Origin of the sequence: Streptomyces sp. NPDC017056 (assembly GCF_044332485.1) — a bacterium.
Taxonomy (GTDB): Bacteria; Actinomycetota; Actinomycetes; order Streptomycetales; family Streptomycetaceae; genus Streptomyces.
In genome coordinates, this window is sequence record NZ_JBIRPD010000016.1 from 92,522 (window position 1) to 115,155 (window position 22,634).

The following is a 22,634-nucleotide window of genomic DNA, read 5'->3' on the forward strand; positions in this document are numbered from 1 at the left end:
GTCGGAGGGCGGGGCGGGCACGCGCCGCGCGTGCCGGTCCGGGGGCCTTCTCAGGCGCCCGACAGGTCGGCGAATTTCCGGGCGAATTCCTTGCTCTCCCTGCCGTCGAGGGCGCGGAAGGCATGCGACCTGGCGGTCGTCTCGCGGTCCGGGAGAATCAGCGGATTGTCCGCCAGGTCCCGGTCGATCTTCGCCAGTTCCTCGCGTACGCCGTCGACCGGGCACACGTAGTTGATGTACGCCGCGATCCGCGCCGCCACCTTCGGCTCGTAGCAGTGGTCGATGAGGAGTTCGGCGTTCTTTTTGTGGCGCGCCCGGTTCGGCACCATCAGGTTGTCCGTGGACGTCATGTAACCGGCCTTCGGAACGGCGTAGCCGATGTCCGGGTTGTCCTGCTGCAACTGGACCACGTCCCCGGCCCAGGCCACGCACGCGGCGAGGTCGCCCTTGCTGAGATCGTTGATGTAGTCGTTGCCGGTGAAGCGGCGGATCTGCTTGCCGTCCACGCCCTTCTGGAGCCGGGCGACGGCGGCGTCGAAATCGTCGGCCGTACAGTCCTCGGGGCGCTTTCCCATGTCCAGGAGCGTCAGCCCGACGGTGTCGCGCATTTCCGAGAGGAATCCGACCCGGCCCTTGAGCTTCGGGTCGTCCAGCAATTGGCTGACGGAGTCGACCGTACGCCCTTCGGTGGCCTTCTTGTTGTACGCGATGACCGCCGGAATGCCCGTCCAGGGGTAGGAATGGACACGCCCCGGGTCCCAGTCCGGATCGCGGAACTGCGGCGAGAGATTGGCGTACGCGTGCGGCAGGTTGGCCGTGTCCAGCCGCTGGACCCAGCCGAGCGAGATCATCCGCGCGCACATCCAGTCGGTCAGCACGACCAGGTCCCGGCCGGTGTCCTGCCCGGCGGCGAGCTGCGCCTGGACCTTGCCGAAGAACTCGTCGTTGTCGTTGATGTCCTCGGTGTACTTCACCGCGATCCCGGTGCGCGCGGTGAACGCGTCGAGGGTCGGCCGGCGCTTTCCGTCCTCGCCGACGTCCAGGTACTCCGTCCAGTTGGAGAAGACGACACGTTTCTCCTGCGCTGAGCGGTCCTCGGCGCGGCCGGCGTCCGTACGGCCGGCGGGCGGGATGCCGCAGGCCGCGAGCGCGCCGGTGCCGCCGGACGCCAGCGCCACCGCCGCGCCAGCGCGCAGCAGCGACCGCCGGGTCACGGCCATCCGGCCGTTGGCGAGGCTGCGCCGCACCGCCGCGAGCTCGGGCGGGGACAGGCCCTCGGGCTGCTGGGTCTCTTCCATACGCGGTGCCCTTCCAGGGTGAGCGAGCCCGGTGGTCAGCCGGAGACGACGGCCGTTCCGCGTCAGGCGCGGTCCCCGAAAACCGTCCGGTGCCAGTCCTTCCTGGCGGTCCCGGTGTTGTCGTACATTACGTGCTTGACCTGCGTGTATTCCTCGAAGGAGTACGCGGACATGTCCTTGCCGAAGCCCGACGCCTTGAAGCCGCCGTGCGGCATCTCGCTGAGGATCGGTATGTGGTCGTTGACCCAGACGCAGCCCGCCTTGATCTCGCGGGTGGCGCGTCCGGTGCGGTAGACGTCCCGGCTCCAGGCGGAGGCCGCCAGGCCGTACGGGGTGTCGTTGGCCAGCGCGATGCCCTCGTCGTCGCTGTCGAAGGGCAGCACGACCAGCACCGGGCCGAAGATCTCGCGCTGTACGACCTCGCTGTCCTGCGCGGCGCCCGTGATGAGCGTGGGGCGGTAGTACGCGCCCTTGGCCAGGCCGCCCTGGGGAGCCTCGCCGCCGGTGACGACGGTGGCGTACGACCGGGCGCGCTCCACGAAGCCCGCGACCCGGTCGCGCTGGGCGTGCGAGACCAGCGGGCCGAGGTCGGTGGCCGGGTCGAACGGATCGCCGAGCCGTACGGTCGCCATCAGGTCGGCGACGCCGCCGACGAACGCGTCGTACAGCGGGCGCTGCACGTAGGCGCGGGTGGCGGCGGTGCAGTCCTGGCCGGTGTTGATCAGGGCGCCGGCCACCGCGCCGTGCACCGCCGCCTCCAGGTCGGCGTCGTCGAAGACCACGAAGGGGGCCTTGCCGCCGAGTTCGAGGTGCAGCCGCTTGACGGTGCTGGTGGCGATCTCGGCGACCCGCTTGCCGACCGCCGTCGAGCCGGTGAAGGAGGTCATGGCGACGCCGGGGTGTGCGACCAGGTGCTCGCCGGCCTCGCGGCCCGCGCCGGAGACGATGTTGAGCACCCCGTCGGGGATGCCCGCCTCGGTGGCGGCCTGCGCGAACATCAACGAGGTCAGCGGTGTGATCTCGGCCGGCTTGAGGACGATCGTGTTGCCCGCTGCGATGGCCGGCAGCACCTTCCAGGCCGCCATCTGCAACGGGTAGTTCCACGGGGCGATCGAGCCGACGACGCCGATGGGCTCGCGGCGGACCACGGAGGTGTGGTCGGCGCTGTACTCCCCCGCCGACCTGCCCTCCAGGTGCCGCGCGGCGCCCGCGAAGAAGGCGGCGTTGTCCACCGACCCCGGTACGTCGAACTCCTCGCTGAGCTTGGCGGGTTTGCCGCACTGGAGGGACTCGGCGTAGGCCAGCTCGCCGGCGCGCCCGCCGAGGACGGCGGCGAAGCGGTGCAGGGTGTCCGAGCGCTCGCCCGGGGTCGCGCCCGCCCAGCCGGGGAAGGCGTCCCCGGCCGCCCGTACGGCCGCGTCCACGTCCGCCGTCGAGGCGAGCCGGTAGTCGTACACCTGGTCTCCGGTGGCCGGGTCGACCACCTGCTGGGTCCGGCCGGAACTGCCGTCCCGAAGCTCGCCGGCGATGTACTGCGCGCCCTCGGCGAATCGTTCGTGCACGTCGAATCGCTGAACCATGGTGCTCTCCTCCGCCGGGCGCCGGGGCCGCTCGGCGGCACACCCAGGCGTAGCTCTTTCCGGAATCGATGGCTGATCTTGACAGAGGAGCAAGGCCCCAACAAGGGATTCCGTTGTTGCCTTTTGGTCACGCGACGGATTCTGCGATTTCCGTCGTTGGGCACCCCGACACGTTGTCAGTGCCCGCTGACAGAATCCCGGCATGATGCACGACAGCACGGGGGGAACGGGGATGAACGAGCCACGGAGCGGATCGGCGGGCGCGGCGGCGGCCGACGGGCCGCGGTCGGTCGCGGAGCTGACCGCGGCGACGGCCGCCGGTAAGCGGTTCAAGTACCTCTGCTTCTGGGGCCACACGCCGCGCCGTGACGGGACGCTCGGCGCAAGCTGCCTCAGCCAGTGGTGGCCCTCGCCGTTCACGGTCGACGGCGTGCGGTACGCCACCGCCGAGCACTGGATGATGGCCTGCAAGGCCCGCCTGTTCGACGACACGGAGGCGGAGCGGCGGGCGATAGCCGCCGGGCACCCGAAGCAGGCCAAGGACGCGGGCCGCTCGGTGCGCGGGTTCGACCACGGGCTGTGGGAGCGGCACCGCTTCGCGTACGTGGCGGAGGGCAGCGTGCACAAGTTCGGGCAGGACGACGCCCTGCGCGCCTATCTGCTGGGGACGAACTCCCGCGTGCTGGTCGAGGCCAGCCCGCTGGACCGCATATGGGGCATCGGGCTGGCCGCCGACGACGAGCGCGCGCAGGATCCGGCGCGCTGGCGCGGGCTGAACCTGCTGGGCTTCGCGCTGATGGAGGCGCGCCAGAGGCTGGCGGAGGGGACGGCGTAGGGCTCTAGAAGACGGCGAGGTGCGGGCCGGGCGCGGGCGCGGCCTCGAACGTGTCCGGGCCGTCGTCGTCGGAGTCGGAGCCGGAGCCCGAGCCGCCGGAGCCTGAGCCGCCAGACCCCGAGCCGTCGGAGTAGCCGGGGTGCCAGGGGCCGTCGTCGTAGCCCGGGTCGTCCGCGGCCGACGCCACGATGAAGCCGAGCATGACCACGCTCAGCAGCACCGCCACGGCGCCCAGGATGATCCCGGCCAGCGCGGTCCCGCCGTTGTCCGCCTCGCCCTTGGTCACCTTGGCCCGTCCGACACCGCCGAAGACGATCGCGAGCACACCGAGGAGGAAGCCGAAGAACACGGTGACACCGAGGACCGTGCCCAGGATGCCGAGGATGAGAGCGGCGGTGCCGAAGCCGTTGTTCAGGCCGGTGGGCAGCCAGTACGGCTGGTAGCCGGGCGGCGGGTGCGGACCGGGGTGGCCGCCCGCGTACGGGGCGCCGCCCCAGCCGTACCCGCCGGTGCCGTGCCCGCCGGTGTCGTACCCGCCGGCGCCGTACCCGGCCGTGCCGTACGGCTGCGCCCCGGAGCCGGGTATCGGCGGGACACCGGAAGCGGACGGCGCGTACCCGCCTGCCGCACCGGGCGCGGGCGGCGGCAGCGGTACGTCGTACCGGCCGCCCGGCGCGCCCGTCGCCTCCCGGTCCGTCGCCTTCCGGTTCCCCATCGCCTTCCCGTTCCCCGTCGCCTCCCGGTCCTCCGGCGGCGCCCACGGGTCGCGCGGCTCCGGCCCCTGACTGTCGGACATGACACCCCCACACTCCCCCGCCTTCGCTGTACGGCAATGCTAAGACCTGCGCCTTTCGCGGCGCCGGGCCCCGCATACCATGAACACCGTCCGCGGCCCGCCGGCCCGACCTTCGACCAGGAGGACCCGTTGTCCGATCTCGACGCCTTCATCGCCGGACTGCCCAAGGCCGAGCTGCACGTCCACCACGTCGGATCGGCCTCCCCGCGCATCGTCTCCAAGCTGGCCGCCCGGCACAGCGACTCCCCGGTCCCCACCGACCCCGAAGCGCTCGCCGACTACTTCACCTTCCGCGACTTCGCCCACTTCATCCAGGTCTACCTCTCCGTCGTGGACCTGATCCGCGACTCCGAGGACGTCCGGCTGCTGACGTACGAGGTCGCCCGCGACATGGCGCGGCAGAACATCCGCTACGCCGAGCTGACCGTCACCCCGTACAGCTCCACCCGCCGCGGCATCCCGGACGCCGCCTTCGTCGAGGCCATCGAGGACGCGCGCCGGGCGGCGGAGTCGGAGCTGGGCGTGGTGCTGCGCTGGTGCTTCGACATCCCCGGCGAGGCCGGTCTGGAGGCGGCCGAGGAGACCACGCGCATCGCCTGCGACCTGCGCCCCGAGGGCCTGGTCTCGTTCGGCCTCGGCGGCCCGGAGATCGGCGTGCCGCGCCCGCAGTTCAAGCCGTACTTCGACCGTGCCATCGCGGCCGGCCTGCACTCCGTCCCGCACGCCGGCGAGACCACGGGTCCGCAGACCGTCTGGGACGCGCTCACCGACCTGCGCGCCGAGCGCATCGGCCACGGCACCAGCTCCGCCCAGGACCCGAAGCTGCTGGCCCACCTCGCCGAGCACCGCATCCCGCTGGAGGTCTGCCCGACCTCGAACATCGCCACCCGCGCGGTGCGCACCCTGGACGAACACCCGCTCAAGGAGATGGTGGACGCGGGCGTGCTGGTCACGATCAACAGCGACGACCCGCCGATGTTCGGCACCGACCTGTGCTCGGAGTACGGCGTCGCCGCGCGCCTGCTCGGCCTCGACGCCGCCGGGGTCGCCGACCTGGCCAAGAACGCCGTCGCGGCGTCCTTCATGGACGCGTCCGCCAAGGCCGCGCTGACCACCGAGATCGACGACTACACCGCCGCGTGGCCCCGGTGAGGGCCGCGCGGCCCGGCCGGGCGGGCGCGACCGCCCGGCCGGTCGCCGTCATCGGCCACCGCGGCGCCCCGTACGAGCGCCGTGAGAACACCCTCGCCTCGGTCGGCGCCGCCCTCGAAGCGGGCGCCGACGCGGTGGAGATCGACGTCCGGCTGACCGCCGACCGCGTTCCGGTCCTGCTGCACGACCCGACGCTGGAACGGCTGTGGGGCCACGACCGCCGCCTCGCCTCGCTGACGTACGCCCAGGTGGAGGAGGTGTCGGAGGGCGGCGTGCCGACCTTGCGTGACACCCTCGCCCTCACGGCCAAGTACCCGCACGCACGCGCCCTGATCGACCTCCCCGACCCCGGGGCCGCGCGCGCCGCCGTCACCGAGGTCCACGAGTCGGGCGCCGCCGACCGCGCCTACTACTGCGGCGGCGGCCGCTCCATGCTCGCCGTGCGCGCCGCCGACCCGGCCGCCGAACTCGCCCTCTCCTGGTGCCGGACGGCCCCGCCGCGCCCCGAGCTGCTGGCCCGCGTACGCCCCCGCTGGCTCAACTACCACTTCGGCCTGGTGACCGAAGACCTCGTCCAACGCGCTCATGCCGGCGGCTACTTGCTCGCCGCCTGGACCACCGACACACCCCGCGCGGCGCGCCGCCTCAAGCGGGCGGGCGCCGACGCCATCACCACCAACCGGGTGGCCGCCGTACGCGCCGCGCTCTGACCCGCGCCGCCTCCGGCACCTCAGCGCCTCACCAGCCGCCGCGCCACGAAGTGGGACAGCACGGTGGCCGCCCCGGCGACGGCGAGGCCACCCGCCACGCCCCGTGCGCCCGCCGGCCGCAGCCGCCCGGCGCGCCGTAGCCGGCCGCGTGCCCACACGGCGTACGGGACGACGATGAACGGTGAGGTGGCCGAGCCGGGGGTGTAGCCGCGTACGGCGGCGGCCTGCGCGAGGTGCATGAGCCCGTGCAGCCCAAAACCGTTCACGGCGCCCTGGAAGAAGGCCGAGCGGCCGCCGGTGCGGTGCCCGTGCACCGAGGCGGCGGCCACGATCACCGCCATGGCGCCCACCGCGACCGTGAACTCTCGCTGACCGGTGCCTTCCATGGCCCGCCAGACCCGCTCCGGCACACTGGGGAACCGTTTCCTCAGCTCCGGCAGCCGGGCACGGATCCAGCGCGGCCCGAAGGCCACCTCCTCCGCGTCGTGCAACGCCCAGGCGGCGAACAGCCCAAAGGTGACGGCGGGATGTAGTTGCCGCGTGTCCCGCGGCTGCGTTTCCTGCTGCCGCACGCTCTGCGGCTGCGTGTTCTGCGCCATGACGGCAGAGTCTGGCATGCCCCCAAACCAGCTGCGCACCGGCCCACTTGCCTACGCCCCGCGCTGCTCCCCCACCTGCCCCGCGCCGCCGCACTTGACCTTGTCACCGTGTCAGGCCGTGCACTGGCAGGCGTCCCCGGCGGACCCGTTCCGCCCCTTCCACGACCGAGGACGCCCATGCTCACCTACACAGGCTCCGGCCCGTACTGCTACAGCAACACCCTGGCGATGGTGCTCGGCCCCGGTGCCGCTCCGTCCACCGCCGTCATCGAAACCCTCACCGGATCGCCCTTCGGCGTACAGCTCATCGGCGGCACCGAGCCCATGTTCGACCCCTACGGCTGGGACCCGGAAACCGGTCTGGACGACGCCATGGCCGCGCTCGGCCTGCGCTGCACGCGCACCGCCGGCGGCCCGGCGGACGAGGCGCTGGCCCGGCTCGCTGCCGCGTGCGCCGACGGCCCGGTCCTGGCCGGGCCGCTGGAGATGGGCCTGCTGCTGTACCAGCCGGGTTCCGGCACGGCGTCCGGCGCCGACCACTACGTGGTCGTCCTCGCGGTCGAGAACGGCACCGTTCTCCTCCACGACCCGCAAGGCCACCCGTACGCGACGCTGCCCGCCCCGGTGTTCGCCGCCGCCTGGCGCGCCGAGACGGTGCCGTACACCGACACGCCGTACGTCATGCGGACCGGCTTCGTCCAGGAGCGCGCGACCGACCCGGACGAGGCCCTGCGGGGGTCGCTGCCCGGCGCGGTCGGGTGGCTGGCGGGCCGCGCGGACCTGCCCGTGCCGCCCGGGACGCTGGGCGGGGCACCGGCGGTGGAAGCGCTGGCGGAACGGGCCGCCGCGGGCCTCGCGCCGGAGACCCGGGAGCTGCTGCGGACCTTCGCCGTCCAGGTCGGCGCCCGCCGCCTCAACGACGCGGCGCTGTGCCTGCGCCCGCTGGGCCTGGACGGTCCGGCCGCCGTCCTGACCGAGCAGTCCCGCATCCTCGGCAGCTTGCAGTACCCGCTGGTCGCCGGGGACGACGAGGCCCTGAGCGCGGGGCTGCGGCAGCTCGCCCCTACGTACGAGCGGCTCCGCACGGCCCTGGAAACAGCCATCGCGTAACCGGCCGGCCCACGGCACCGGTGCGGGGCCTCGCAGCCCCTCGCCGCACAGCCATACGCCTCACAGCCCCACGAGGCCGTTCCACTCCTTCGCGAACGCCGGACGCTCCTTGGGGGTGATGTCGCGGGCGATGGCCAGGCGCTCGCGCATCGCGTCGTCCGGGAAGACGAGCGGGTCCTCGGCCAGCGCGGCGCGTTCCTCGTCCTTGGAGGAGGCGAGGACGTCCCGCGCGGCCGGCACCGGGCAGACGTAGTTGACCCACACCGCCAGTTCGGCGGCCGTCTCCGGCTCGTAGTAGTAGTCGATCAGCCGTTCCGCGTTGCGCTTGTGCTCGGCGCGGTCGGGGATCATCAGGCTCTCCGCCCACAGTTCGGCGCCTTCTTGCGGCACCACGAACTCGATGTCGGGGTTGTCCTCCTTGAGCTGGATGACGTCGCCCGAATACGCCTGCGCCGCGAGCACGTCCCCCGAGGCCAGGTCCTTGATGTAGTCGTTGCCGGTGAAGCGCCGGATGTGCTTGCGCGCCACGAGGCGGCGGACCCGGCCCGTCATCCGGTAGAAGTCGTCCTCCGTCCAGCGCGTGATGTCCACGCCGTCGCCCTGCATGAGCATCGCGAAGGACTCGTCGAGCCCGGACAGCAGCGTGACCCGCCCGCGCAGGTCGTCCCGCCACAGGTCCGCGGTGTGCTTGATCTCCCGGCCGAGCTTCCTGCGGTTGTAGGCGATGCCGGTGATGCCCGACTGCCAGGGCACGCTGTGCTTGCGCCCCGGGTCGAAGTGCGGGTTGCGCAGCAGCGGGTCGAGGTGCCGGGTGACGTTCGACTGCCGCGCCCGGTCCATCTCCTGGACCCAGCCGAGCCGTACGTACCGGGCGCACATCCAGTCGCTGATGACGACGAGGTCGCGGCCGGTCGGCTGGTGGTTCATCAGCGCGGGGCCGATCTTGCCGAAGAACTCGTCGTTGTCGTTGATCTCCTCGGTGTACGTCACCGAGATGCCGGTGCGCTTCTCGAACGCCGCCAGCGTCGGCCGCCGCTGCTTGTCCCGCTCGTCGACGTCGATGTAGAGCGGCCAGTTGGCGAAGGTCAGGCGCTTGTCGCGGGCCGAGCGGTCCGGGGCGGCGCGGTCGGCCGGCGCGACGTACGCGGCGGGCACCCCGCACCCGGCCGCCAGCAGGGCCAGCGCCCCGGCCGCACCCGTACCGACCGTGCTCCGTAGCAGCGAACGCCGCGAAAGTTCAGGCATGGCGTGCACTCTCACGTGCCGTGGGCGGCGGCGGCAAGCGACAGAACGTCGGCTGCCGGGCCGCCGCCCACGACGGTGTGCCGGGCGGGCGGGACGTGCTCAGCCGTCGAGCGACGTCATCACGTGCTTGATGCGGGTGTAGTCCTCGAAGCCGTAGCCCGAGAGGTCCTTGCCGTAGCCGGACTTCTTGAACCCGCCGTGCGGCATCTCGGCGACCAGCGGGATGTGGGTGTTGATCCACACGCAGCCGAAGTCCAGCTTCTTCGACATCCGCATGGCCCGCGCGTGGTCCTTGGTCCACACCGAGGACGCGAGCGCGTACTCCACGCCGTTCGACCACTCGACGGCCTGGTCCTCGTCGCGGAAGGACTGGACGGTGATGACCGGGCCGAAGACCTCCTGCTGGACGATCTCGTCGTCCTGCTTGAGGCCGGAGACGACGGTCGGCGCGTAGAAGTAGCCCTCCTCGCCGACCTGGTGGCCGCCCGCCTCGATCTTGGCGTGCGCGGGCAGGCCGTCGATGAAGCGCTTGACCTGCGCCAGCTGGTTGGCGTTGTTCAGCGGACCGTAGAGCACGTCCTCGTCGTCCACCGCGCCGGTCTTGGTGTCGGCGGCGGCCTTGGCGAGCGCGGTCACGAACTCGTCGTGGATGGACTCGTGGACGAGCACGCGGGTGGCGGCCGTACAGTCCTGGCCCGCGTTGAAGTAGCCCGCCACCGAGATGTCCTCGACGGCCTTGGCGATGTCGGTGTCCTCGAAGACCACGACCGGCGCCTTGCCGCCCAGCTCCAGGTGGACCCGCTTGAGGTCCTTGGACGCGGACTCGGCGACCTGCATGCCGGCCCGTACGGAGCCGGTGATCGAGGCCATCGCGGGGGTCTTGTGCTCGACCATCAGGCGGCCGGTGTCGCGGTCGCCGCAGATGACGTTGAACACGCCGCGGGAGTGGCCCAGTTCGTCCAGCACGCTGCCGATGATCTCGGCGATGAGCACCGTCGAGGCGGGCGTGGTGTCGGAGGGCTTGAGGACGACGGTGTTGCCCGCGGCCAGCGCCGGCGCGAACTTCCACACCGCCATCATCATCGGGTAGTTCCACGGCGCGACCTGCGCGCACACACCCACCGGCTCACGCCGGATGATGGACGTGAAGCCGTCCATGTACTCGCCCGCCGCGCGGCCCTCCAGCATCCGGGCGGCCCCCGCGAAGAAGCGGATCTGGTCCACCATCGGCGGGATTTCCTCGGAGCGTACGAGCGCGAGCGGCTTGCCGCAGTTCTCGGACTCGGCGGCGATCAGCTCCTCGGCCCGCTCCTCGAAGCGGTCGGCGATCTTGAGCAGCACCTTCTGGCGCTCGGCCGGCACCAGGTCGCGCCAGGCGGGGAAGGCCGCCTCGGCGGCGGCCATGGCGGCGTCGACGTCCGCGGCGGCGGACAGCGGGGCGGTGGCGTACGCCCGACCCGTGGCCGGATTGACCACCTCCGTGGTCCGCCCGTCGGCGGCGTCCCGGAACTCCCCGTCGATGTAGTTGCGCAGACGACGCAGTTCGGTGGTCACGAGCGACCCCTCCTACTCAGGTGTCCGATGGTTGAGATGCCCACCCTAGTCATGAAGGCAACGTTTTCGACATACCCACCAAGGGTGAACAACGAAATCAGTGGCGCCGCGATCTACAGACAACTAATTTCATCGAATCGGGGTTGCGGGACGGACGAGGCTCGTGCACAGTGAGGTCCGTGGCCACTCGTGACAGAAACGGCACCCAGTCGATCGACTCCGTCTCCCTGGCGATCATCGAGCAGCTCCAGGAGGACGGCCGCCGTCCGTACGCCGCGATCGGCAAGGCCGTCGGCCTGTCCGAGGCGGCGGTGCGGCAACGCGTACAGAAACTGCTCGACCAAGGCGTGATGCAGATCGTCGCGGTCACCGACCCCCTCACGGTCGGCTTCCGGCGGCAGGCGATGGTCGGCATCAACGTCGAGGGCGATCTCGACCCGGTGGCCGACGCCCTGACGGCCATGGAAGAGGTCGAGTACGTCGTCATGACCGCGGGCTCCTTCGATCTCCTCATCGAGATCGTCTGCGAGGACGACGACCACCTCCTGGAAATGATCAACAAGCGGATCCGCACGCTGCCCGGCGTCCGGACCACCGAGAGCTTCGTCTACCTCAAGCTCCGTAAGCAGACCTACACCTGGGGAACCAGATAGCCATGACTGCTGACCTCTCGAAGACGGCCTACGACCACCTGTGGATGCACTTCACCCGCATGTCGTCGTACGAGAACGCCCCCGTGCCGACGATCGTGCGCGGCGAGGGCACGAACATCTACGACGACAAGGGCAAGCGCTACATCGACGGCCTGGCCGGCCTCTTCGTCGTCCAGGCCGGGCACGGCCGCGCCGAACTCGCCGAGACCGCGCTCAAGCAGGCACAGGAACTGGCCTTCTTCCCCATCTGGTCGTACGCGCACCCCAAGGCCGTCGAACTGGCCGAGCGGCTGGCCCACTACGCGCCCGGCGACCTGAACAAGGTCTTCTTCACCACCGGCGGCGGCGAGGCCGTCGAGACCGCGTGGAAGCTGGCCAAGCAGTACTTCAAGCTCACCGGCAAGCCCACCAAGCACAAGGTCATATCGCGCGCGGTGGCCTACCACGGCACGCCGCAGGGCGCCCTGTCCATCACCGGCCTGCCGGGCCTCAAGGCCCCGTTCGAGCCGCTGGTCCCCGGCGCACACAAGGTGCCGAACACCAACATCTACCGGGCGCCGCTCTTCGGCGACGACCCCGAGGCGTTCGGCCGCTGGGCCGCCGACCAGATCGAGCAGCAGATCCTCTTCGAGGGCCCGGACACCGTCGCCGCCGTCTTCCTGGAGCCGGTGCAGAACGCGGGCGGCTGCTTCCCGCCGCCGCCCGGCTACTTCCAGCGCGTCCGCGAGATCTGCGACCGCCACGACGTGCTGCTCGTCTCCGACGAGGTCATCTGCGCCTTCGGCCGCCTCGGCACGATGTTCGCCTGCGACAAGTTCGACTACGTGCCCGACATGATCACCTGCGCCAAGGGCATGACCTCGGGCTACTCCCCCATCGGCGCCTGCATCATCTCCGACCGGCTGGCCGAGCCGTTCTACAAGGGCGACAACACCTTCCTGCACGGTTACACCTTCGGCGGCCACCCGGTCTCCGCCGCCGTCGCCTGCGCCAACCTCGACATCTTCGAGCGCGAGAACCTCAACCAGCACGTACTGGACAAGGAAGAGGCGTTCTTCTCCACCCTGAAGAAGCTCCACGACCTGCCGATCGTCGGCGACGTCCGCGGCAACGGCTTCTTCTACGGCATCGAACTCGTCAAGGACAAGGCCACCAAGGAGTCCTTCACCGACGAGGAGACCGAGCGCGTCCTGTACGGCTTCCTCTCCAAGGCCCTGTACGACAACGGCCTGTACTGCCGCGCCGACGACCGCGGCGACCCGGTCGTCCAGCTCGCCCCGCCGCTCGTCGCCGACCAGCCGGTCTTCGACGAGATCGAGCAGATACTGCGCGCCACGCTCACGGAGGCGTGGGCGAAGCTCTGAGAAGGCCGCGGAGGGGGGCGGCGCATCGCCCCCCTCCGCCCCAGTTCTTCATATAAGCGGCCATTTGAGTGAACCTGAGCCGTGGAACGCGCCGAGCGCCGAATACCGAGGGTCGCCACTCCTTACCGTGCCAGTGACCGATACCCTCCATGGTCGTTCACCCGGTTGGGGGAACGATCGGACGCGACGAGCATGAGGTGCGCAGATGGTGGCCCCACCTGACAACGACGTTCTCTGGGCGCGCGGCCTGCACCACACATACGCCGGCTCCCCCGCGCTCGCAGGCGTCTCCGTCGGTGTGCGCGAGGGCGAGATCCTCGCCGTCACCGGGCCCCGCGGCAGCGGCAAGACCACCCTCCTACGGTGCCTTTCCGGCCAACTTGCGCCCGACAGCGGCGAGATCTGGTTCAACAGTTCACCGGTGCACACCCTCTCGCCGCTCGGCCGCGAACGACTGCGCCTGGACCGGTTCGGCTGGGTCGACACCGAACCGCACCTCGTCCCCGAACTGACCGCCTGGGAGAACGCCGCCCTCCCCCTCCTCCTGCGCGGGAACAGCCACCGCACCGCCAAGCAGACCGCCTGCGAATGGCTGGAGCGGCTGGACGTGGGCATGTGCGCCCGCCAACGCCCCGGCCGCCTCGACCAGTCCCAGCGCCAGCGCATCGCCATCGCCCGCGCCCTGGCCTCGGCGCCGCGGGTCCTGTTCGCCGACGAGCCCACCGCGCCGCTGCACCGCGCCGACGCCGCCCAGGTGCTGCGCACCATCACCACGGCCGCCCGCTCGCACGACATCACGGTCGTCCTCGCCACCCACGAGCCCGAGGCCGCCACCCTCGCGGACCGCACCATGGCCCTCCTCGACGGCCGCCGCACCGGCGCCAAGGCACCCGCCCCCGACGAGGAAAGCAGGGCAGAGTGCTCGCTCTCCGTCTAGCCCGCGGGGCCCACCCCCTCGTCCTGTTCCGCCGCCTGCTCGTCGCTGCCGCCGCCGCGGGCACCGGATTCCTCCTCCTGTCGGCGCTCGGCCACGCCGCCGCCCACCCGGCGACGGCCACCGACTCGTTCGTACGCCTCCTGTGGTGCGCCGTCCCGGCCGCGGCCACCACCCAGCTCGCCGTCTCCGCGGCCCGCACGGACCCCGCCTCCCGCCCCCACCGGGGCATGTCCGACGCCGGTCTCGGCCCGGCCCGCCTGACGGTGATCGCCTCCGCCGCCACCGCCGTGTCCTGCGTACTGGGCAGCCTCCTCGCCCTGCTCGCCTTCCTCGCCGTCCGCGGCGACCTGGGCGGCGCCACGGCCACCGGCTCCGCCACCCGGCTCCTCGGCGCGGGCCACCCGTTCCCCCTCGCGGGCGCGCTGATGCTCCTCGCCGTCGTCCCGCTGACGGCGTCCGCCGCGACCGCGATCGCCCTGCGCCCCGGCAAGGAGAAGCGCGGCCACACCCCAGGCCCCGCGTCCCGGGCCGGCGCCGGCGTCCCCCTCGCCGCCGCCGACGGCGACTCCTCCGCCATGACCACCGCGCTGCCGTGGGGCATGGCCCTGACGGCGGCCGGTCTCGCCCTGGAGACCTACGTCAGCCGCGGCCCCGCCGACCCCGACACGCTTCTCCCCCTTCCAGGACGGCTCATCGGCAGCCCGCCCGGCGTCCTGGCGGGCTGGACGCTGTCCGCCATCGGCCTCGTACTCGCCGGCCCCGGCCTCGCGCAGCTGTCCGGCCGTCTGCTCGCCGCCGGCCGCCCCGGCGCCGTCCGCCTGCTCGCGGGCCGCGTCCTCCAGGACGAGTCCCGGCGTATCGGCCGCCCCCTCGGCGTGCTCTGCGCGGTCGCCTCCGGCACGTACGCGGCGGCGAAGGTGTACGAGGCGGCCCCCACCCGCCCGTTCGGCCCGCTCACCGGACTCGGCGCTGCCCTCGTCCTGGCCTGCGTCACGGCCAGCGCCCTCACCGCGGCCCTGGAGGCCCGCTGGGCCCGCACCCACACCACCGCCGCCCTCCGCCGCCTCGGCACCCCCCGCTCGCTCCTCCACCGCGCCGCCGCCCTGCGCTTCCTGGCCCTCCTCCTCGTCCTGGGCCCCCTGACCTGGGTCATCGCCGAACTCGCCGCCCTGCCGCTCCTCCACTGACCGCCCTCGCCCCCAGGCCGTAAGGCCACCCGCCTACCATGACGGGCGTGCAGCCGAACCCCGAGTCCCCCGCGCCCCACCGCCCCGTCCGACGGCCGCAACGCCGCGGCGACGACCGCGAGATCGAGTCGCTCGCGGAATTCGACCGGGTGCTGGCTTCGGGCAGCCTGACCGGATACCGCGTCCAGTCCGTCGACCTGACCGGCCGCACCTCCGCACTCCTCGAAACGCCGGCCGCCGACGCCGTCTTCCTCGGCTGCCGGATGGCACCGGAGGCCGCCGCGAGCGTCCGGGCGAACGGCGCCCTGGTCTTCCCGCCGATACCCGGCCTGCCGTTCGACCCGTACCGCGGCAGCCTCTACACCCCCGGCGAACTCTTCGCGGGCCTCGGCACCGACACCGGCTACGCGGCCACCGCCGACGCCCGGGCCTACGCCTGGTACCAGCGCACCATGTCGGACGGCGACGTCTTCGCCTCGATGCTGCGCAGCATCCACGACGACGCCGTCTCCGACGCGCTGGACGAACACCTCGCCGGCGCCCGCGTCGTGGGCATCATGGGCGGGCACGCGCTGGAGCGCGGGTCCGCCGCGTACGAGGGCGCGGCCCGGCTCGGGCGGCAGCTCGCCAGGACCGGCCTGACGGTCGCCACGGGAGGCGGCCCCGGCGCGATGGAGGCCGCGAACCTCGGCGCCTACGCCGCCCCCTTCGACGACGCGATGCTCGGCGAGAGCCTCGCCCTGCTCGCCAAGGCCCCGCACTTCGCCCCTTCGGTGACGGACTGGGCACGGGCCGCCTTCGAGGTGCGCGACCGGTGGCCGGACGGCGGCGGTTCGGTCGGCATCCCCACGTGGTTCTACGGCCACGAGCCGCCGAACGCCTTCGCCGCCCACATCGCCAAGTACTTCGTCAACGCGGTCCGCGAGGACGGCCTCCTGGCGCGCTCCAACGCCGGAGTCGTCTTCCTGCCCGGCGCGGCGGGGACCGTACAGGAGATCTTCGACAACGCGACCCCGAACTACTACGGCTCCCGGGGCGAGCCGACCCCGATGGTGCTCGTCGACCGGGCGCACTGGACCGAGCGGCTGCCCGCCTGGCCGCTCCTGCGGGCGCTCGCCGCGGAACGGCCGATGGCCGCGAGGATCGCCCTGGTCGACTCGGTGGAAGAGGCCCCGGAAGCGCTGGCCCGCCTCGGCGGAACCGCCGGCTCCGATCCCGCGGCATCTGCTCGACCGTCCGAGGCAACTCACGCCCCCGAAACCACGTCTCGCTAGTCAGGTAATGCACAGGTAAAACCAGGCAGTGCGCGAAACGGAGTTCTTGGTGCTCATCGGTCTTCTGACGGCAGTAGCGGCCTCGGCCTGCTACGGCACGGGGTCGGTCCTGCAAGCGGTGGGATCGCGCAAGTCCGCGCGCCGGGAGGCGGCCGCCGCGTCCACCACCGGCGTCACCGCACACGGCGGCCCCAGCCTCTCTTCCACCGCCAAAGCCGCGGTGACCTGGGAATTCATGGTCGGCACGGTGCTGGACTTCGTGGGCTTCGGCCTCGGCGCGCTGGCCGCGCGGCTGCTGCCGCTCTTCCTCTCCCAGACCGTCATCAGCGCCAACCTCGTGATCACCGCCGTACTGAGCATCAAGCTGCTCGGCATCCGGCTGAACCCGCGCGAGTGGGTCTCCATCGGCGTGGTCTGCTCGGCGCTGGTCCTGCTCGCCACCGCTGCCGGGCCGGAGGGCGGCGGTGACGCCTCGACGACCACCCACTGGTGGCTGCTGGCCGCCTCGGTCCTGCTCATCGGCGGTGGCACGCTGGTCGTCCGGCTGCTCGGCAGCCGCGCCGCGATCCTCGCCGGCCTGCTGTCCGGCCTGGGCTTCGGCGCCCTCGGCGTCGGCGTGCGCGTCCTGAACGGCGTCGACCCGTTCCACCTGCCCACGCTCCTGGCCGACCCGGCCTTTTACGCCATTCTCGTCGCCGGCATCGGCGGCATGTACCTGCACACGGTCGCCCTCCAGATCGGCTCGGTCAACGGCGCCACGGCGGCCCTGGTGGTGGGCGAAACGGTGGTGCCGGGCATCCTCGGGGTGCTGTGGCTGGGCGACTCCTCCCGTCCGGGCTTCGCCTGGATGGCGGTGCTCGGCTTCGTCGTGGCGGTGGCCGGCGCCGTCGCCGTCGCCTGGTTCGGCGAGCCGGAGGACGGCGGTACGGCCGCGGCCGTACCGGCCCCCGCGGAGGAGGCGAAGACGCTGGACGGGCCGTCGGCGGGGAGCGACGCCCGGCCCACGGCGGGCAGCCGCACCACCTCCTCGTAGCGCGCCCGGCGTCCCTACGGGTGGGCGTCCCTCAGCGGTTCAGGACCACGACGTCCTCGGCCGTGAAGGTGACGCCCACCCGCGCTCCGTCTTCCGGGGCGTCCCGCAGCGCGCAGGCCGCCTCCAACTGCGGTCCGGCGTCCGGCTGGAGGAGCAGCGCGACGTGGGTACCGCGGAACGTACGGGCCGCTACCGTGCACGGCAGCCCGTCCGCGGCAGCCGTGATCCCCACTCCGGCCGGGCGCACCAGCAGGCGGCACGGGCCGTCCGGCGTGCCGTCCGGAACCGGGACCTTGCCCCACGGGGTGCCGGCGGACCCGCCCCGCACGGTCGCCTCCACCACGTTGTCGAAGCCCAGGAAGCGGGCGACGAACTCGGTGGCGGGACGCTGCCAGACCTCCAGCGGAGTGCCGCTCTGCGCGATCCGGCCCTCCTGCATGACCACCACCCGGTCGGCCAGCGCGAAGGCTTCACCCTGGTCGTGCGTCACGGCCAGCACGGTCGTACCCAGCTCGCCGAAGACTCTCCGCAGTTCGACGACCAGGCGCTCCCGCAGGCCGCGGTCGAGCTGGCCGAGCGGCTCGTCCAGCATCAGCAGCCGCGGCCGCGGCGCGAGTGCGCGGGCCAGCGCGACCCGCTGCTGCTCGCCGCCGGACAGCGCCGCCACGGCGCGCCGCTGGGCGCCCGGCAGGCCGACCAGGTCCAGGAGTTCGGCAACCGTACGCTCCTGTTCGGCACGTGACGCGCCGCGCATGCGCAGGCCGAAGGCCACGTTGCCGCCGACGTCGCGCTGCGGGAAGAGCTGGTGGTCCTGGAACATCAGCCCGACGCCACGGCGGTGTGTGGGCACGCCCGACTGGTCCCGGCCTTCCAGGAAGACGCGCCCCGCGTCGGCGGCCTGCAACCCCGCCACGACCCTCAGAAGAGTGGACTTGCCGCTGCCGCTGGGCCCCAGCACGCACACGATCTCCTGCGCGGCGACGCTCAGGCCGACCGCGTCCAGTGCCGGGCGCTGCCCGGCGCGGAAGCGGACGGTGACGTCGTCCAGCCGCAGCAGCGCCTCGTCCGCCGCGCCAGTGTGTTCCGCCATCTAAAACTCTCCGGCCTGGTCGGTACGGATGCGCTCCAGCGCCAGCAGCGCGCCGGCGCACACCACCATCAAGATCGTCGACAGGGCCATCGCCTGTCCGTAGTTCAGTTCCCCCGCGCGTCCCAGCAGCCTCGCGACGGCCACCGGCAGGGTCGGTGCGTCCGGCCGGGCGATGAAGACCGTCGCGCCGAACTCGCCGAGCGACACGGCGAAGGCGAAGCCGGCGGCGATCAGCAGCGCGCGCCGTACCAGCGGCAGGTCGACCTCCCGCCACACCCGCCACGGCGAGGCCCCCAGCACCGCCGCCGCCTCCCGCAGCCGGCCGTCCACCGCGCGCAGCACGGGCAGCATGGTCCGTACGACGAACGGCACCCCGACCAGCGCCTGCGCCAGCGGTACGAGCCACCAGGACGACCGCAGATCGAGCGGCGGCTTGTCGAGAGTGATCAGGAAGCCGAAGCCGACGGTCACGGCCGACACCCCGAGGGGCAACATCAGCAACGCGTCGAATCCCCGCACCAGCCTGCCGCCGCGCCTGGTCAGCGCTGCCGCCGCCAGCCCGCCCACCACCAGGGCGATCAGCGTGGCGGCCGCCCCGTAGGCGAGCGAGTTCCACAAGGCGTTCAGGGGGGCGACGGCGAAGGTGCTGTCCATGGAGGCAGCGGACTGCAGCGCCCGGTAGAACGTGAACCCGTACCCGTCAGGACCGGCGAAGGACCGCTCGATTAGCACCGCCAGGGGCGCCACCAGCAGCACCGCGATCACGGCGAGCGTCCCCCACAGCAGCGCCCACTGGCCGGCGCCACGGGGCCGCCGCACCGTCTGCGCCGGGTCGACGAGCGTGAGCGCGGACTCCCGCCGCCGTACGGTCCAGGTGTGCAGCGCCAGGAGTACCAGCACGGCGGCGAACTGGAGCAACGTGAGGACGGCGGCGGTCGGCAGGTCCAGGAAGTCGGCAGTCTGCCGGTAGATCTCCACCTCCAGGGTGGAAAACCTCGGCCCGCCCAGGATCTGCACCGCTCCGAAGGAGGTGAAGGTGAAGAGGAAGACCATCAGGGCGGCGGCCGCGACGGCCGGTCCCAGCGCGGGCAGCGTCACCCGCCGCCACGCGGTCCAGCGCGACGCGCCCAGCACCCGGGCCGCTTCCTCCTGCCGTGGGTCGAGCTGCCCCCAGAGGCCGGATACGGTCCGCACGACCACGGCGTAGTTGAAGAACACGTGCGCCAGCAGGATCGCCCACACCGAGGTGTCCAGCCGTACGCCCCACAGGTCGTCCAGCACTCCGCCGCGCCCGACCAGCGCCAGGAACGCCGAGCCCACCACCACCGTCGGCAGGACGAACGGCACCGCGACCACGGACCGCAGCACCTGCTTTCCGGGAAAGTCGAAGCGCGCGAAGACATACGCGCCGGGGAGCGCGAGCAGCAGCGTGAGCGCGGTCGAGGCCGCCGCCTGCCAGACCGTGAACCACAGGACGTGCAGGACGTCCGGGTCGGACAGCACCTCGCCGGCCCGGCCCAGCTGCCACTGCCCGCCGTCCTTGAGCCCGCGCCCGACGATCGCGGCGACCGGGTAGGCGAAGAAGAGCGCGAAGAAGGCGAGCGGCAGGGCCATCAGGGCGAGCCGCACCGCCGTCCCCCGTGAGCGCCGCGCCCGCTTCGCGGGGCCGGTTACTTCAGAACGAGCGAGGACCACTGCTTGATCCACTGTTCGCGGTTGGCGACGATCTTCTCCGGTGCCACCGTCTCCGGCTTGTCGATCTTCTGGCCGTACTTGGTGAACAGCTCCGGCACCTTCGCGTCCGTACGCGCCGGGTTGACGAACATCTGGAGCGGCACGTCCTCCTGGAACCGCTTGCTCAGCAGGAAGTCCAGCAGGGCCTTGCCGCCCTTCTCGTTCTTGGCGCCCTTGAGCAGCCCCGCGAACTCGACCTGCCGGAAGCAGGTGCCGGCCGCGACGCCGGTGGGCGCCTGCTTCGGCTCCGGCTTCTTGCCGAGCACCTCCACCGGCGGGCTCGACGCGTACGAGACCACCAGGGGCTTGTCCCCCTTGCCCTTGCCCGCTGCCGAGCCCGAGAACCGCTCGTTGTACGCCTGCTCCCAGCCGTCCACGACCTCGACGCCGTTGTCCTTGAGCTTCTTCCAGTAGTCCTGCCAGCCGGACTCGCCGTACTTGGCGATGGTGCCGAGCTGGAAGGCGAGCCCCGGCGACGACGTGGCGGAGTTCTCGGTGACCAGCAGGCCCTTGTACTCGGGCTTGAGCAGGTCGTCGAACGTCTCGGGCGGCGCGATCTTGTGCTCGGCGAAGTAGGCGCGGTCGTAGTTGACGCAGGTGTCGCCGTAGTCCACCGGCGTCACCCGGTGCTCCGCCTTGTCGAGCTGGAGTTCCCCCGGGACGCTCGCCAGGCCCTTGGCCTCGTACGGGCTGAAGATGCCCTCCTTCAGGCCACGCGACAGCAGCGTGTTGTCGATGCCGAAGAAGACGTCGCCCTGCGGGTTGTTCTTCGACAGGATCGCCTGGTTGACGGCCTTGCCCGCGTCACCGCCCTTGAGCACGTTCACCTTGTAGCCGGTCTGCTTGGTGAACTCCTCCAGGACGGACTTGGAGGCGTTGAAGGAGTCGTGGCTGACGAGCGTCACGGTCTTCGGGTCCGCACTGCCGCCGCTGCCGCCCGAGCCGCACGCGGCGAGCGCCGTCATGCCGGCCGCGACCGCCAGCGCGGTGACGGTGATCCTTCTGGTGGTGCTCACTGGATTCCTCCTGGCTGGCCAGGAAGAGACGCGGCCCCACCCGGCACTTCGCGAGGAAGGCCGGGCGGGGCGCAACAGCATGAGTGACGACCGAACTTCCTACCCGGAATGACCCGGGCGAGGTTCAAGGGTCTGCGGCACCCCGTGTCCGTGACGCTCGGTCCGTGACACTGCCGCACTCTCAGCGCTGTGGCGCTCCCCTGTCGGAATGTGCATTTGTTCGATCACACCGTACCAGCGGGCGGTCAGCGCTCCGAGGCCGCGAGCTGCCCGCAGGCGCCGTCGATCTCCTGCCCGCGCGTGTCGCGGACGGTCACCGGCACCCCGTGCGCGGCGATGGCCTCCACGAACGCCTTCTCGTCCTCGGGACGGGACGCCGTCCACTTCGACCCGGGCGTCGGATTCAGCGGGATCAGGTTCACATGGACCCGCTTGCCCTTGAGCAGGCGGCCCAGCAGGTCACCGCGCCACGCCTGGTCGTTGATGTCCCGGATCAGGGCGTACTCGATCGAGATCCGCCGCCCGGACTTCTCCGCGTACTCCCAGGCCGCGTCCAGCACCTCACGCACCTTCCAGCGCGTGTTGACCGGTACGAGCGTGTCGCGCAGCTCGTCGTCGGGCGCGTGCAGCGACACCGCGAGCCGGCATTTCAGCCCCTCGTCCGCGAACCGCAGCATCGCCGGGACGAGGCCCACCGTGGAGACGGTGATGCCGCGCTGGGACAGCCCCACCCCGTCGGGCTCGGGGTCGGTCAGCCGCCGGATCGCGCCCACGACCCGGTTGTAGTTCGCCAGCGGCTCGCCCATGCCCATGAAGACGACGTTGGACAGCCGGGCCGGGCCGCCCGGCACCTCACCGTCGCGCAGCGCCCGCATGCCGTCGACGATCTGATGAACGATCTCGGCGGTGGACAGGTTCCGGTCCAGCCCGGCCTGTCCCGTCGCGCAGAACGGGCAGTTCATGCCGCACCCGGCCTGTGACGAGATGCACATCGTGACCCGGTCCGGGTAGCGCATCAGCACCGACTCCACGAGGGTGCCGTCGTGCAGCTTCCACAGCGTCTTGCGCGTGGTGTCGTCGTCACAGGAGATGTGCCGCACCACACTCATCAGCTCGGGCAGCAGCGCCGTCGCCAGCTTCTCCCGCGCCGCGGCCGGGATGTCCGTCCACTCCGCCGGGTCGTGCGCGTACCGGGCGAAGTAGTGCTGCGACAGCTGCTTGGCGCGGAACGGCTTCTCACCGGCCGCGGCCACGGCTTCGCGCCGCTCGGCGGGGGTGAGATCGGCAAGGTGCCGCGGCGGCTTCTTGGCTCCGCGCGGCGCGACGAAAGTGAGTTCTCCGGGCTTAGGCATGGTTCTTCCAGTGTCGCAGACGTAAGGGGTACCGATCGCCGCCTCGACGAACCGGCCTGACCTGCGGTTTTCCCTATGCGTGAGGGGCCCGCCACGCAGCGCGGCGAGCCCCTCA

General features: G+C 72.0%; 20 protein-coding genes and 1 riboswitch. Of the genes, 10 read left to right on the forward strand and 10 right to left on the reverse strand.

What is annotated here, in order from left to right; all coding sequences use genetic code 11:
* Positions 1-50: 50 nt before the first annotated feature.
* A complete protein-coding gene (locus ACH4OW_RS27355) occupies positions 51-1,298 on the reverse strand; it encodes a PotD/PotF family extracellular solute-binding protein (RefSeq protein ID WP_398030448.1) in 1,248 nt (415 codons plus the stop codon).
* Between the two features lie 62 nt (positions 1,299-1,360).
* Positions 1,361-2,878: a gamma-aminobutyraldehyde dehydrogenase gene (locus ACH4OW_RS27360; RefSeq protein WP_398030449.1), complete on the reverse strand. Its 1,518-nt coding sequence runs from the start codon at positions 2,876-2,878 to the stop codon at positions 1,361-1,363.
* Positions 2,879-3,110: 232 nt separating this feature from the next.
* Here ACH4OW_RS27360 and ACH4OW_RS27365 point away from each other — a divergent pair, with 232 nt between their 5' ends.
* A complete protein-coding gene (locus ACH4OW_RS27365; protein ID WP_398030450.1) occupies positions 3,111-3,713 on the forward strand; it encodes an NADAR family protein in 603 nt (200 codons plus the stop codon).
* A gap of 4 nt (positions 3,714-3,717) precedes the next feature.
* Here ACH4OW_RS27365 and ACH4OW_RS27370 read toward each other — a convergent pair whose 3' ends face one another.
* A complete protein-coding gene (locus tag ACH4OW_RS27370; RefSeq protein WP_398030451.1) occupies positions 3,718-4,509 on the reverse strand; it encodes a DUF4190 domain-containing protein in 792 nt (263 codons plus the stop codon).
* A gap of 36 nt (positions 4,510-4,545) precedes the next feature.
* On the opposite strand from ACH4OW_RS27370, the gene ACH4OW_RS27375 reads away from it, so the two are divergent.
* Entirely contained in the window at positions 4,546-5,661 is a 1,116-nt protein-coding gene (locus tag ACH4OW_RS27375; RefSeq protein ID WP_398030452.1) for an adenosine deaminase, read from the forward strand.
* Entirely contained in the window at positions 5,658-6,371 is a 714-nt protein-coding gene (locus ACH4OW_RS27380) for a glycerophosphodiester phosphodiesterase (protein WP_398030503.1), read from the forward strand. Before ACH4OW_RS27375 ends, ACH4OW_RS27380 begins: the two co-directional genes overlap by 4 nt.
* 20 nt (positions 6,372-6,391) lie before the next feature.
* Here the strand turns inward: ACH4OW_RS27380 and ACH4OW_RS27385 are convergent, their stop codons facing one another.
* Entirely contained in the window at positions 6,392-6,970 is a 579-nt protein-coding gene (locus tag ACH4OW_RS27385; RefSeq protein ID WP_398030453.1) for an HXXEE domain-containing protein, read from the reverse strand.
* 177 nt (positions 6,971-7,147) lie between these two features.
* Between ACH4OW_RS27385 and ACH4OW_RS27390 the strand changes: the two genes are divergently transcribed.
* Positions 7,148-8,080: a hypothetical protein gene (locus tag ACH4OW_RS27390; RefSeq protein ID WP_398030454.1), complete on the forward strand. Its 933-nt coding sequence runs from the start codon at positions 7,148-7,150 to the stop codon at positions 8,078-8,080.
* A gap of 60 nt (positions 8,081-8,140) precedes the next feature.
* Here ACH4OW_RS27390 and ACH4OW_RS27395 read toward each other — a convergent pair whose 3' ends face one another.
* Positions 8,141-9,325 (reverse strand): spermidine/putrescine ABC transporter substrate-binding protein, encoded by a 1,185-nt coding sequence (locus ACH4OW_RS27395; RefSeq protein ID WP_398030455.1) that lies wholly within the window; start codon positions 9,323-9,325, stop codon positions 8,141-8,143.
* A 99-nt stretch (positions 9,326-9,424) separates the two neighbouring features.
* Positions 9,425-10,879: a gamma-aminobutyraldehyde dehydrogenase gene (locus tag ACH4OW_RS27400; protein ID WP_398030456.1), complete on the reverse strand. Its 1,455-nt coding sequence runs from the start codon at positions 10,877-10,879 to the stop codon at positions 9,425-9,427.
* Positions 10,880-11,058: 179 nt separating this feature from the next.
* On the opposite strand from ACH4OW_RS27400, the gene ACH4OW_RS27405 reads away from it, so the two are divergent.
* From ACH4OW_RS27405 to ACH4OW_RS27430, 6 genes are all read left to right on the forward strand, one after another.
* Positions 11,059-11,532, forward strand: a complete 474-nt coding sequence (locus tag ACH4OW_RS27405) for an Lrp/AsnC family transcriptional regulator (RefSeq protein WP_003980199.1) — start codon at positions 11,059-11,061, stop codon at positions 11,530-11,532.
* 2 nt (positions 11,533-11,534) lie between these two features.
* Positions 11,535-12,896 (forward strand): aspartate aminotransferase family protein, encoded by a 1,362-nt coding sequence (locus ACH4OW_RS27410; protein WP_398030457.1) that lies wholly within the window; start codon positions 11,535-11,537, stop codon positions 12,894-12,896.
* 205 nt (positions 12,897-13,101) lie between these two features.
* Positions 13,102-13,833 (forward strand): ATP-binding cassette domain-containing protein, encoded by a 732-nt coding sequence (locus tag ACH4OW_RS27415; RefSeq protein WP_360131097.1) that lies wholly within the window; start codon positions 13,102-13,104, stop codon positions 13,831-13,833.
* A complete protein-coding gene (locus ACH4OW_RS27420; RefSeq protein ID WP_398030458.1) occupies positions 13,815-15,020 on the forward strand; it encodes a hypothetical protein in 1,206 nt (401 codons plus the stop codon). Before ACH4OW_RS27415 ends, ACH4OW_RS27420 begins: the two co-directional genes overlap by 19 nt.
* Positions 15,021-15,142: 122 nt before the next feature.
* The gene (locus ACH4OW_RS27425; protein WP_398030504.1) at positions 15,143-16,294 is read left to right on the forward strand and encodes an LOG family protein; all 1,152 of its coding nucleotides are present in this window, start codon (positions 15,143-15,145) and stop codon (positions 16,292-16,294) included.
* A gap of 49 nt (positions 16,295-16,343) precedes the next feature.
* Positions 16,344-17,327: a hypothetical protein gene (locus ACH4OW_RS27430; protein ID WP_398030459.1), complete on the forward strand. Its 984-nt coding sequence runs from the start codon at positions 16,344-16,346 to the stop codon at positions 17,325-17,327.
* Between the two features lie 31 nt (positions 17,328-17,358).
* On the opposite strand, the gene ACH4OW_RS27435 is transcribed toward ACH4OW_RS27430, so the two are convergent.
* The 4 genes from ACH4OW_RS27435 to rlmN all read right to left on the reverse strand — a co-directional run bounded on the left by ACH4OW_RS27435 (position 17,359) and on the right by rlmN (position 22,519).
* Positions 17,359-18,417: an ABC transporter ATP-binding protein gene (locus ACH4OW_RS27435; protein ID WP_360131103.1), complete on the reverse strand. Its 1,059-nt coding sequence runs from the start codon at positions 18,415-18,417 to the stop codon at positions 17,359-17,361.
* Positions 18,418-20,046, reverse strand: a complete 1,629-nt coding sequence (locus ACH4OW_RS27440; RefSeq protein WP_398030460.1) for an ABC transporter permease — start codon at positions 20,044-20,046, stop codon at positions 18,418-18,420. It abuts the gene before it with no gap.
* 41 nt (positions 20,047-20,087) lie between these two features.
* Positions 20,088-21,167, reverse strand: a complete 1,080-nt coding sequence (locus tag ACH4OW_RS27445; protein ID WP_398030461.1) for a thiamine ABC transporter substrate binding subunit — start codon at positions 21,165-21,167, stop codon at positions 20,088-20,090.
* Between the two features lie 78 nt (positions 21,168-21,245).
* A riboswitch (TPP riboswitch) is annotated at positions 21,246-21,379 on the reverse strand.
* A gap of 33 nt (positions 21,380-21,412) precedes the next feature.
* Complete coding sequence (rlmN, locus tag ACH4OW_RS27450; protein WP_360131112.1) at positions 21,413-22,519, reverse strand: 23S rRNA (adenine(2503)-C(2))-methyltransferase RlmN; 1,107 nt, start codon at positions 22,517-22,519, stop codon at positions 21,413-21,415.
* Positions 22,520-22,634 lie beyond the last annotated feature (115 nt).